This is a genomic window from Candidatus Frankia nodulisporulans (assembly GCF_902806475.1).
In the GTDB taxonomy this organism is placed as follows: domain Bacteria; phylum Actinomycetota; class Actinomycetes; order Frankiales; family Frankiaceae; genus Frankia; species Frankia umida.
Genome location: NZ_CADCWS010000129.1, coordinates 1 through 11,865, shown reverse-complemented (window position 1 = coordinate 11,865; position 11,865 = coordinate 1). Strand labels below are relative to the sequence as shown.

The 11,865-nt window shown below is 69.6% G+C and carries 9 protein-coding genes and 1 pseudogene; 3 read left to right on the top strand and 7 right to left on the bottom strand.

Features of this window, described 5'->3' with window-relative positions:
* Positions 1-396: 396 nt before the first annotated feature.
* The gene (locus G6R24_RS12910; protein WP_163549497.1) at positions 397-1,296 is read left to right on the top strand and encodes a DedA family protein; all 900 of its coding nucleotides are present in this window, start codon (positions 397-399) and stop codon (positions 1,294-1,296) included.
* Between the two features lie 291 nt (positions 1,297-1,587).
* Here G6R24_RS12910 and G6R24_RS12905 read toward each other — a convergent pair whose 3' ends face one another.
* Entirely contained in the window at positions 1,588-1,926 is a 339-nt protein-coding gene (locus tag G6R24_RS12905) for a P-II family nitrogen regulator (RefSeq protein ID WP_163549499.1), read from the bottom strand.
* A 134-nt stretch (positions 1,927-2,060) separates the two neighbouring features.
* On the opposite strand from G6R24_RS12905, the gene G6R24_RS12900 reads away from it, so the two are divergent.
* Together G6R24_RS12900 and G6R24_RS12895 are read left to right on the top strand one after the other, a co-directional pair.
* Entirely contained in the window at positions 2,061-2,603 is a 543-nt protein-coding gene (locus tag G6R24_RS12900; RefSeq protein ID WP_163549496.1) for a YbhB/YbcL family Raf kinase inhibitor-like protein, read from the top strand.
* Positions 2,604-2,795: 192 nt separating this feature from the next.
* Positions 2,796-3,752: an SCO6745 family protein gene (locus G6R24_RS12895; RefSeq protein ID WP_163549495.1), complete on the top strand. Its 957-nt coding sequence runs from the start codon at positions 2,796-2,798 to the stop codon at positions 3,750-3,752.
* Here G6R24_RS12895 and G6R24_RS12890 read toward each other — a convergent pair.
* The 6 genes and pseudogenes from G6R24_RS12890 to G6R24_RS12865 form a co-directional block, all read right to left on the bottom strand.
* The gene (locus G6R24_RS12890) at positions 3,719-5,740 is read right to left on the bottom strand and encodes a conjugal transfer protein TraC (RefSeq protein WP_420840662.1); all 2,022 of its coding nucleotides are present in this window, start codon (positions 5,738-5,740) and stop codon (positions 3,719-3,721) included. The genes G6R24_RS12895 and G6R24_RS12890 overlap by 34 nt on opposite strands.
* Positions 5,737-7,239: an SCO6880 family protein gene (locus G6R24_RS12885; protein WP_163549494.1), complete on the bottom strand. Its 1,503-nt coding sequence runs from the start codon at positions 7,237-7,239 to the stop codon at positions 5,737-5,739. Before G6R24_RS12885 ends, G6R24_RS12890 begins: the two co-directional genes overlap by 4 nt.
* Positions 7,240-7,376: 137 nt before the next feature.
* The gene (locus G6R24_RS12880; protein ID WP_476727355.1) at positions 7,377-8,678 is read right to left on the bottom strand and encodes a TrbL/VirB6 family protein; all 1,302 of its coding nucleotides are present in this window, start codon (positions 8,676-8,678) and stop codon (positions 7,377-7,379) included.
* A gap of 118 nt (positions 8,679-8,796) precedes the next feature.
* Positions 8,797-9,615 carry a DUF8175 domain-containg protein gene (locus G6R24_RS12875; RefSeq protein WP_225438467.1) on the bottom strand — a complete coding sequence of 273 codons (819 nt, stop codon included), beginning with the start codon at positions 9,613-9,615 and terminating at the stop codon, positions 8,797-8,799.
* A gap of 51 nt (positions 9,616-9,666) precedes the next feature.
* Positions 9,667-10,080, bottom strand: a complete 414-nt coding sequence (locus G6R24_RS12870) for a DUF6112 family protein (RefSeq protein WP_163549492.1) — start codon at positions 10,078-10,080, stop codon at positions 9,667-9,669.
* Positions 10,077-11,865 (bottom strand): annotated as a pseudogene (locus G6R24_RS12865) (hypothetical protein); the annotation flags it as partial. The pseudogene G6R24_RS12865 and the gene G6R24_RS12870, both read right to left, overlap by 4 nt.

Below are 11,865 nucleotides of genomic sequence, written 5' to 3'. Positions count from 1 at the left end.
CCCTGATCCAGGTAACCCGGATCGCGAATTGCACCGTTGGTGCTGGTCCGAGTGATCTCGTTGGCCACTGGCCGGTGTGTCTGGTTGGTGTCCGATCGGGGCCGGAACGAGTCAGCCGTGGGCGGTGTGACCGCCGGTACCCGCCGGCATCTCGCCAGCGTCTCGGCGGGCGGATCTTCGCTGCCACCGAAGGTGCGGGCGGTGCTCCCGGGCGGAGCCGAAGCTGTGGAGCTTCTGTGGATCTCGGTCAGATGCCCATGGGCGATGGCCGGTCACGGGCAACGGGTGGATACCCTTACGGTGTCCGCAGGCGGGTGCGGTGCGGCGGCCGGTGGTTGCCGCGGTCGGAACAGTTCGTTCATCCCGTCGTCCCGAAACCGGCGGAGGCCCGCTCTCGTGACCACACTGGCGTCGAACACGCTCGCTCTCGGACCAGATGCGCTCAGTGCCGACAGCCTGGTCAAGGCGGGTCTGCTCATTGTCCTACTGATCGTCTTCGCCGAGTCGGGCCTGCTGATCGGCTTCTTCCTGCCCGGTGACTCGCTGCTGTTCACCGTTGGCATGCTGATTTCCCGGGACGAGGTCTCCACGCCGCTGCCGGTGGCGGTGATCCTCATCGGCCTGGCCGCCGTGGCGGGTGACCAGGTGGGCTATCTCATCGGGCACAGGATAGGACCGTCGTTGTTCAGCCGGCCGAACTCGCGGTTGTTCAAGCGCGAGCATCTGGAGCAGGCGAACGAGTTCTTCGCGAAGAACGGCCCCAAGTCGATCGTGCTGGCGCGGTTTGTTCCGATTGTGCGGACCTTCACCCCGGTCATCGCCGGGGTCGGTGGGATGAACTACCGGGTGTTCGCGATCTACAACGTCATTGGTGGCCTGCTCTGGGGCTGCGGGATCACCCTGCTCGGCTACTTCCTGGGCTCGGTCGACTTCATTCACGACAACATCGAGGCGATGCTCATCCTCGTGGTCGCCTTCTCGGTGCTGCCGATGGGCATCGAGATGCTGCGCGCGCGCCGCCGCCGCGCCAAGGCCGGCCCGCCCGCCACCGGCGCGGGCCCGGCCGCCCCGGCGGGCGATGACTGGCGGGACGACGCCGACGCGCCGGGTACCGCGAATGGTGCTGGTGCGAACGGTGCTGGTGCGCAGATGGTGGAACCGCTCGAGCCGCTCGAGCCGGAGCTGCATGGGCAGCCGTTCGACTCGTCCACCACGATGCGGATGCGGCGTGGCGGTGGCGGTGGGAGTGGTGGGAGTGGCGGCGGCGGTCGGCACTCTGCCGGGTACCGCAACTAGCACTGTGTCCCTGATGGCGCGCTGAAAAAGCCTCCGCGACGAGCCGGGGCTCGCGGGAGGCAGCGGATTTCGGGTCCCGGCGGGCTCCACACCGATACGGGGGGAGTCGGCGGGACGCCCGCCGGGACTCATCAACCGTATCGGCTTGGCGCGGGACTGTCGCCCGACCGGGGCGGGTGCCGCAGATATTCGAACGCAGAGACGCAGGTAGCGCACAGGATTTTCGATAATGTGACGATCGTCTCACCCCCGTCGGAGGTGGGTCGACGGTGGGCCTACCCGGTGTCGGGCCTACAGGGCGTCGGTCCCACGCTCGGCGGTGCGTACCCGGGTCAGCGAGTCGACCGGCAGCACCCACATCTTGCCCGCCCCGCTCGACGGCGTCGCCGCCACGCGTTGAATGATGCTGAGCACGTCCTCGACATCGGTATCCGCGACCACACATTCGAGGCGTACCGACAGCACGGACTCGTCGTGGAAGCGCCGGCCGCGGTAGGTCTCGGTGCGCCACAGCTCCGTACCAAAACCAGTGACCTGGCTGATTGTCATACCCTGGATACCGAAGGTGCCGAGTGCGACGCGGACGTCGTCGACCCGGTACGGGCGCAGAACTGCGGTGACCAGCTTCACGGTTGCCTCTCGTCCGTTGGTCACACCGCTGGTGTCGACCGCCTCATCCACAGCGTAGAACCGGCAGATAACGAGCCTGTCTCCGGATTGTCATCGACGCGCGCACCGTGAAGCGCGCAGCGAAAGGAAAGACCATGGCCCTGCTCGACCGCGGCACCGCCCCGGACCCGTACGACGTGCTGCCCGTGCGCCCGACGTTCACCGTCACCAGCTCCGACCTCGTCGACGGCGCTGCCATGCCGACCGCGCAGGTGCATGACAGCGCCGGTGGGCAGAACATCTCCCCGCAGCTGACCTGGTCCGGCGCCCCGGAGCAGACCGAGAGCTTCGTGGTGACCTGCTACGACCCGGACGCGCCGACCGGCAGCGGCTTCTGGCACTGGGTCCTCGTCGACCTGCCGGCCGGCACCGGCGAACTGCCGACCGGCGCGGGCAGCGGTGACCTCTCCGGGCTGCCGGCCGGCGCCTACCACGTCCGTAGCGACCCGGGGACGAAGCACTACGAGGGTGCCGCGCCGCCGCAGGGCGATGTGCCGCACCGCTACGTGTTCACCGTGCATGCCGTCGACGTCCCCAAGCTGGAGATCAACGACGAGGTGACGCCGGCCGTCGTCGGGTTCAATCTGGCCTTCCACACACTGGCCCGCGCGGTGCTGCGGGTGACCTTCCAGCACTGACGGCCCGCTGCCCGGCACCTGAGTGGTTGCCGGGCCAGGGTCGTTTCGATCGCGTTTCCGGGACGTTCCCGCTGGATGCGGCCCGGGGCCGCGGCTGGACCGGCCGATCGGTGCCCGACGGTGCCTGCCGTCATTGGCATAGGCCCGCCGCCGCGGGGGAGTCTGAAAAGGACTCACGGTCGGGAGGACTGCATGGGCGACGGCAGACAGCGAGACGAGCTCGGCGCGGCGTTCGCGAACGACGCGCGTCGGATCTGGGAGGTGGCCGAACCGATTCACGCGGTCATCTACTTCCATCCGGCGGTGGCCCGGTTCGGCGCGGAGGCCGGCTGTCACGGATTCTGGATGAGCTATGTCGGGATGCGGGCGGCGCCGCTCGGCGCGGCCTCGGCCGCGGCGATCACCGCGACCTTCTACACGTTCGCCCCCCGGCGGATCGCCAGGTCCGTGCCGGATGTCTGGGCCTACTCGTCGCCGGCGCGGCTGCTCGACGCACGCCTGGCGGCGATGGACGACGTCCTACGCGATCTGTGGGGGCTGGAGGCGACCGGGGCGGCGGTGCGCCGCGCGGCGGAGCTCGCCGGCCGGGCTGCCGCCGCCGCGGTGACCGCGGGCCGGCCGATGGCGGCCGCGAACGCCGCGCTGCCCATCCCCGGTGAGCCGCATCTGGCGTTGTGGCAGGCGCTGACCGTCCTGCGTGAGCATCGTGGGGACGGGCATCTCGCCGCTCTGGTGCGCTCCGAGGTCGGGCCGTGCGAGGCGCTCGTGCTCGCCTCGGCGACGGGACGCAGCCCCGCCGAACAGTCGCGGATGTCGCGTGGTTGGAGCGAAGGGGAATGGGCCGCCGCGGTGCGCGGCCTGGCCGGCCGCGGCTGGCTGCATCCGGATGGCTCGCTGACCTCGCTCGGCGCCCAGGCCAGCGCCGAGATCGAGAACGTGACCGACCTGCTCGCCGCCGGACCGTACCGGGTGCTGACCCGGCCGGAACGCGACGAGTTGTACGAGACCCTCTACGGGCTAGCCGAGCGGGTCGCCGTCGGCGGCGGATTCACCTGGCCCAACCCGATCGGGCTGGACTGGCCGCCGCCGTCGGCGCTGTCGGTCGAACGGCTGCGTCAGCCCGCGGAACTGGGCTCCACCGACGGGTAACCGTAACCGCCGGGGTACGGCTCGCCGCTGGCGTCCGGCTGGTCATGGTCCCCCTGGTCATGGTCCCCCTGGTCATGGTCCCCCTGGTCATGGTCCCCCTGGTCATGGTCCCCCTGGTCATGGTCCCCGCGGCCCGCGACCGCACCATCGGCGAGCTGGCCGACCCCGGCACCGTCGCTGAACGCGGCGGTGCCGAACGCGCTGGGGCCGGGTGACAGGGCGGCCCCGAGGTCGGGCGGGTCGAGTTCGGCGGGGTCGAGGTCGTCCGGCGTCAGGTTGGTGTCGTCGACCTCGCCGTGCATCTTCGACCCGTTCAGCACGACCGGGATCTCCAGGTCACTGACGACATGCTCGACGTAGAACGCCCGGGCGCCGATGAGCCACAGCGCGAACCCCGGGTCGAGCCGCGGCAGCAGGTCAGCGGCGACATCGGTGAGGCCCAGCGCCTCCTGGGTGTCGGAGATCTGGTCGGAGGCCTGCTTGTACAGGATGCGGATCGCGGTCTCGGCGAGCAGACCCTTGGCGATCTCCACCGAGTCGGGGGAGGCGGAGAGCAGGTCGGAGATGCGGTGCGCGACGATCGCGTTCGCGCATCCCCACTGGCGGGCGAGCTTCTGCTGGGCGGACAGCCGGCGCACAAGCCCGGCGAAGCGCATCAGCCGCCAGCACTCGTCGTAGACGACGTAACGCTGCACGCCGTCCTGGCGCATCAACGCCGCTTCCATCCAGGCCTGCGCACAGGTCATGATCAGCGCGAGCATCTCGTCGCTGCCCTGGACCCGCTCCAGGTTGAGCACCGCGATCGGCCGGTCGAAGTCCAACGGGGACGTCGTCGGCCCGTCGAACAGACCGCCGAGCGCGCCATGGGTGAGCCGGCGCAGGGTGAGGGTGGCGTCCCGGGAGGCGTCGCGCAGCTCGATGGCGGTCATCGGCAGGTCGACGCAGTCCGCGTCGGTGGGGTCGGTCATCGCCTCGAGGACGTGGGGCAGCAGCGGGGTGGCCCAGCGTTCGGGGTCGGCGCCGGTGATCTGCCGGGTGACGACGTCGAGTGCGAGGTCGACGGCGGTGTGCTCGGCCGGGGTCAGCGGCACGCCCTTCGCCGTCTCGATCAGCGACGACAGCAGCGCGGACCGGGCTCGTTTGACCTCACGGGCCCAGTCGGCGTCGGCGATGCCACGCGGTCGCGGCGGGGCGTCCAACGGGTTGAGCCGGGTCGACATGCCGGGGCCGATGTAGGTGGGTTCGCAGCCGAGCCGGCGGGCGAGCCGGGTGTACTCGCCCTTGGGATCACAGGGCACCGCCGCCTGGTAGCCGAACGCCGCACCCCGCGAGATCAGCGTCTTGAGCAGCGCCGACTTGCGGGAACCGACCGCGCCGAACACGGCGAAGTTCGGGTTCTCGATGACCTGCTGGCGGTAGAGCTCGAACACGTCGAAGTCGAACGAGTTGCCCGACCAGACATGCCGGCCGATGTACATCCCGGGAGCGTCGAGCCCCGAGTCGACAACGAACGGGTAGATGCCGGCGATCTGCGCCGTCGTCTCCATGTGCGCGGGCAACCGCAGCTTGTGGTAGTTACGCCCGGCGAACTGGCCCATGATGCGCGGTGGCTGGGCGCCGCGGCGCAGCGCCGACTGGGCCCGGCGCATCGCCGCCTTCTCCGCGGCGGCCGCGGCCTTCTCCGCCCGACGGCCGCGGCGCGGCGCGGCCTGCTGCCCTCGAGCTGAGCCGCGTGGACGGCGCGGGCCGCCACCCAGATCGACGAAACCCTCGGCGTCTCGTCCCGGATCGTGGGAGGCGGCCTCGTAGGCCGCCATCTGGTAGCCGTCGGGGTCGAGGCCGTCGAGGTCGATCACGTCATCCGCGTCGCCGTCCCAGTACTCGTCGTCGTCCGCATACTGGTCGCCGGCACCGGCACCGGCACCGGCACCGGCGCCGTACCCGTCCGGGCCGTCGAGGGGGGTGCGGTTGTCGTGCGCTGGGCTCATGCCACTCCTACTGCCAGCGGTAGCGCGCCGACACTGAAGCCCTGGTCCTGCTCGCCGACGAGGCGCACCATCTCCAGGCGGCTGCGGGAAGCCAGGGTCTCGGCCTCGCCACAGGCGTCGGCGAGACCATCAAGGTCGTCGGCGGAGACCGTGACGAACCCGTGGAAGCGGAACGCGCCGAAACCGGCGATCAGCTCCTGCTCGCGACGTTCGACCTCATCGGCCTCGGCCACATCCCGCTGGGTCGTGACCTTGCCGACCTTGTCTCGCATCTGCTGCTCACCGAGGTGAGCCATCCGTCGACGGTTCACCGACTTCTCCGCCTTACGCCCGGGGAGCGGCTCCACGATCAGTGAAACGGTACGCCGACAGGTGGTCTCCATCAGCAGCGGGGCGAGGAACGCCGCCGGCGACGGAACACGCGGCCACCCGTTGATCCAGTACGTGGTGTGGTAACCGGAGTCGGTGCGGTAGTGATCCCAGGCGGTGACCGTGCGGACCGGCCCGGCGACGGCCGGGTCGATGCCGGACGCGAGGCCCTTGAGCCCACCGGCGAGGTCGGTGCTCGCACCACCCCGGGCGTCGATCATCTCGATCGAGTACGGATCGTAGGTGGTGCGAATGACAGCGGCGAGTGCCCGTGGCGGCAGCCAGCCCACCGTGCTGATGGACGCGCGGGCCAGCGCCGCCTCCATCGTGCGCAGCTCACCGAGCAGGACGGCGCAGGCAGCCTGGTCCCCGCCGCCGGCCCGCTGGATGGCACGGCGGGCGTCCTTGGCGCGCAACTGGAACGACAGGTAGGTCTCGTGCCGCTGGGCGACCGGCCCGGCCGCGTCGATCACCTGCTGGTAGGCGTTGGCGACCCACGAGTCGTCGTGGTGACCGCGGACCCGCCAGTGCCGCTGCAACTGGTCACCGGAGTCGGGCAGGGTCCGTTCCAGCCACTGGATGCGCGAGAGCCGACCGCCACCGGCGGTGAGCCCGGCGAGCAGCTCACCCCAGGCATCGACCCGGGCCTGCTGATCCCCGGACTCCAGCAACGCGAACTGGCTGCCCCGCACCTGCAGCACCGCGGTGTAGGTCTGCCGCTTCGCATCCTTGACGATGGCGACGTAGCGCCCACCGCCCACGGGCACGGACAGCATCACCAGGGAGGACAGCGGCCCGGGTAGGACCGTACGACTGAGCTGGTCGTCCTCGGAACCGAGCCGGAAGAACGCGCCGCGGAACACCGATTCGCCCGTCACCTTCTGCATCGTGAAGCCGAAAAGAATCGGCACCCACTGGTCGAGGTTACGATCCTCCACCCGGACGAACGCGACGAACAGCAGGGCCAGTGAGAGCAGTACCCAGACCGGAACGAAGATGAGCGGTGAGCGTAGCGCGCCGAGAACGCACAGCATCACGACGATCATCAGGCCGAGCTGCGGCCAGCGCATGCCGAGCATGACACCGCCGCGCTCGAGCGGCCCGAAGCGGTAACTGCGTTCCGAGACCATCGACTACCTCACTTGCTCCTTCGCCGCTCGCCACCGCATTGTTCCGGCCGGCGCTCCGGCCCATGTTCCTGCCTGTGCCCGGGCCGGTGCTCCGGGCTGTCTACCTGCCCACGTGTGAGCCTGTGTTCGGGGCCTGGTCACTTGCCGCCGGTGCGGGTCGGTGGTGTGGGCGCGCCAACCCTGGGCGCCCGGGACGCGGCGGGGGCCGCCGGACGCGCCGTGGTGGTCGCCGGGCTGGCACCGCGGGTCGCGGCCACCCGGGTGGTCGTCCCCGCGGAACGCGCCGCGGCCCCGGAGCCTCCGCCGGTGCGGGCGGCCACCCCGGCTCCCGCTCGGGCGGGCTGCCGTGTGGTGGCGGCACTGGCCGCGATCGCGGGCCGGCCGCCACCGCCGGTCCTGACCGCCGCCGGGCTGCCGGTCCGTGGCCGTCCGGCGCTGCCTCGCACGCTGGCCGTGGCCGTGCCGGGACGTACCGGCGCACCCAGCGCCGATCCGCCGACGCCCCGACCGCTGCGCAGGGCCGCCGGCCGGGCAAGTCCTGGCTGCGTGCCGATGCCACCACCGATGCCACCGCCATCGCCGAGCATTCCCCGGTTGCGGGTCTGCAGGCGGGCGCCGATACCGCGGAAGGTCTCCCGCGACGACGAACCAAGCAGCGCCCCCGCACCCTGACCGAAGGACGCCGCACTACGCCGACCGGCCGAGCCGACCGCACGCATCAGATGCACGTCGGCGAAGCCCATCAGGTGCATGAGGACGAACGGCGCGAACACCGCGGCGATCATCACAACCGTGCCACTGAGGATCGTCAGTGTCTGGTCAACCAGCGATCCGGTGGAGTCGCTCGCCATCCCCGCGCCCAGCGCGAAAATCGCGTAGATGACGGGCTTGGCGAAGATCAGTGCCAGGAGCATCTCGGTGGCCCGCTTGATCCACCCGCTGGTGGACATCGTCGGCTGCCCGGCCAGGTAAAGCGGGATGAAAACCGCCATCACAATGATGGCGACCTTGCGGATGTAGAGCACGACGAACAGGGCGAAGGAGAACATCGCCACCAGCAGGGACAACACGAGATCAAGCGCGAAGTTGCCCTGTTCCGGCAGCGCCCGCAGCTGGGTCACCAGGTCGTTGCCCAGCGGTTTTCCGTCGCCGAATGCTTCCGCCATCCCGTCGGCCGCGGTCAGGATCATCTGAAGCAACGCGAGCGCGATGAAGGACCCAATGAGCGCCGTACCGGTCGATGCCGCCGCTCGGGTGAAAAGATGCGGGTCACCCCGGACCGCACCCATGATGCACGCACACAGGAACAGGCCCGTGACGACCAGCACCGCAATCCCGAACGCAATGTTGTAGTTCTTTACAACATAATCTGCGCTGAGATTGATCGACGTCTTCTGTGCGGCAAAGCTGAACACGGCACTGGAGAGATCTGCCGCCATCCCACAGAAAGCCTGCCCCATAGAATCGAAGTAGGCTTCCACACTCCCCGTGATCGCGCGCTTTAGCGGGTTCAGGGGATTCAGGGAGCTAAGGGATGCGGCGACGACTTCATTACCTTTAGTCACGGCCAGCTCCGACTAGTAGAAATTCCTTGAAACCTTCAGCAGCGCGCTCGGTTATATCGGGACTCGCGGGACCGTCGCTCGCGTCCGCTAGGCGCCAGTCTCCGTCACTCCAGATGACATGACAATCATCCGTCCCCCATCCTTCTCGCGGCGCTAGGTCGGGATTGGAGTTGCCGTAGATACCAAAGCCGATGATTCCCCAGATGGTGACCTTTGCTTCATTCTCATCGTACGCTTGGACCGAATATCCGGTCGCACGTCCAATCAGAGTGAAATTTGGTGTCTGGATGGAGGGAACCCCGTATGCTTTCGCGCTTTCTTTGTCGTTAGAAATTATTATATCTGAAATCTTTTTGGCGGCATCTGGTGTCGCAATCGAGCTGTACATATTTCGGATCAAGGTGGGCTCGCGGTTACGCAGGCTGCCGTTGATGGCATCATAGTTGGCGCATGCACTCACGGCTCCTGCCTGTGTACGCGGGTAGCCGACTGGAATGCCATATTGATTGATCCGAGTGGGGATTCCAGGAACCTGGCTGCGGTCGGCGGCTGAGCCATCCGGGGCGGCCGTAGCTGATGCGGCAGGTACGAGCACCTGAGTACTTGCTGAAACCTGGGGGGTGGGCGTTGCGCCCGAACTCGGCGACGGTTGCACTGAGGCGGTGTCAGGAGACTTGGGGTTGTACGGGAGGCCGTAGCGGCCGATCACGACACCGGCGAGTGCGCTCAACGCGCTTGCGGTTACGACGATGATGATCAGCCGCCTGGCCACGATTTCGGCTACGCCCGGCAACGCCCACTCCCCTTCCACGACGGCAGGACCATCATCGCAATGTCCGCCCGCGGATACCCGGGGATCCGGTCAGAACAGCGTTGACGCTGAGGCATGGACCACGCCGGGGTCAGCGGCAGCGGAGACTTCGACGGCGGGTGGGCGCAGGTCACTGATGTTGGGCTCTGGTGCGGTGGCCGTTGCGCCGGTGACCAGGAAGAAGTTGATGAAGGCGGCGGCGGCGCCGACGAGGAATGCCAGGCCGAAGCCCGCGATGACCCCGCTCTTTCCGACCGACGAGGCGCGCTCGAGGCCCATCCGCTCGCCGAGCGCCCAGGCGATACCGCCTAGCAACACGGCCGCAACAGCGGCGATGACCGCATAGGCGGCCAGGCCGTTGACCAGGTCTTTCAGCGCGTTGATGCCAGGCGCTTTCGAGTCATCCGGCTTCACCTCAACGGCGAGGTAGACGGTCGCCTTGACGTAGGCGGCGTCGTGGATCATCGCGGTTCCTTTCTCGCGGGCAGGTCTCCGCCCGGACGATCCGGTCCGGCGATCCGCGAGGGGGCCGTGGGTGACCGTAGGTCGCCGAATGATACGCCCATCGGTGCCCCGTGATCCTCGGTAGTGGTCGGTACGCCGCTGGTGGGGTCAGTCTGCGCACGCTTCGTGATCAGGTCGACAGTGCCAGGTGAGGGTGTGCCTGGCTTCCGGCCCACTGCTTTCGGTGTTCCTACCTCGGCTTTTGCCAGGATGAAGAGGTTTTCGATGGTGGCCGCCGCAAGGCGCAGGTATGCACGCCGGGTCCGCCGCCGTAGCCGCGGGATTCGGACGGGTGTGTGCCGGCTCGGGTCCAACCGCGGGTCGTAGGGAATCCGCACCAGGGCATCGACCTGGCGTCCGAGTCGAGCGGCGCCGGCCCGGGTGCGCGGCGACGGGCGTCCTCGGCGAGGTGCGACAACGGCCGCGACGACCAGCGGCCCCACCGCGGCCGGACGGTCACCGGCACTTTCCCGGAACGCGCGCAGTCGCATCACGGTCGCCTCGAGGTCCGCGGCCGTGGCAAGGGTGACGAGCACCACAAGGTCGGCCGCCTGTACGGCGACGTCGGTGAGGGGCGCGTCGGTCGGAGCATCGACGAGGACCAACGGATACGAGTGCGCGAGCATGCCCAACGTCGAACGCAGGCCGCCGGCGGTCACGGTCGGCTCGTCGGAGCCATGCACGACGGGCAGCGTCGCGGACGTCCCGGTGCCCCCCGGCAGTTCCCGGGCGAGATGGCCGGCGTCGCGTCGCATGGGCAGCACGTCGAGGTCCCGGGCACTGCCCGAACGCTGCCCGCCGATCAGCAGCCGCAGTTCGGCGGGCGACCCGTCCCCGACCTGGTGGCGGATGACATCGGCGACCGTCGTCGTCCCCGCGGAGCCGACGCGGCTGGTCAGCGGATCGCCGCGCGGTTCGTCCTCCTCGGTGGACGCGGCCGCCGCGCTCGCGGTGCCGGCCGGGCCGGGGCCGGTGTCGAGGTCGGGTTCGCCCGGCCACAGGTCGACCGCGAGAACAGGCTGGGCGCGCACGCCGGCGAGGGTCAGGCCTATCACGCCGGCCAGGGTCGTCGTTCCCGAGTACGGAAACAGCGAGGTCACGGCGATCCGCCACGACCCGGGCAGCGGAAGACGGGAGCGATCCCGGATGGACAGCCGGACCGGGACCTCGTCCTGCGGCTCCGGCACCGGACCGGTGGCTTGCGGTCCGGACGGCTCCGAGACCGGCAGATGACGCGAGCCGGGCCGATGCTTCGGCGTCGGCGCGCTCGTCTCACCGTGGTTCGTGGCCTCGGGAATCACGCCGCGTGCGGGCCTGACGGAGCTCGCGGCACCCGTCGGGCCAGCGGCCTCGGGCTGCACGGTGCGTGTCGGCGCCACGGTGCTCGCTGGCTCCACAGCGGTGTCCGCGGTGGAGCCAGCCTCTGCCTCGGTCGACCCCATGGGCGCGGGTGGTTCGGCGTCGACAGGCCACGGTCGGACGGGCGGGGCGTAACCGGGCGGCTGCGCACTGGCGGGCGGTGGACCCACGACGGGGGTGACAGTCGGTGGTGTCACCGTGGGCGGTGGTGCTGCCGGTGGGGCCGGACGGGCCGGCTGCTCGACGGGCAGCGATCCGCTCGTCGGGTGGACAGCCGGTGGCAGATCGGCGTCAACCGGCGGTGGGCCGACCAGGGGTGGGCCGATCAGTGGCGGATCGATCAGTGGCGGATCGAGCAGCGAGGGGACGGCCGGCGGCGGATCGACC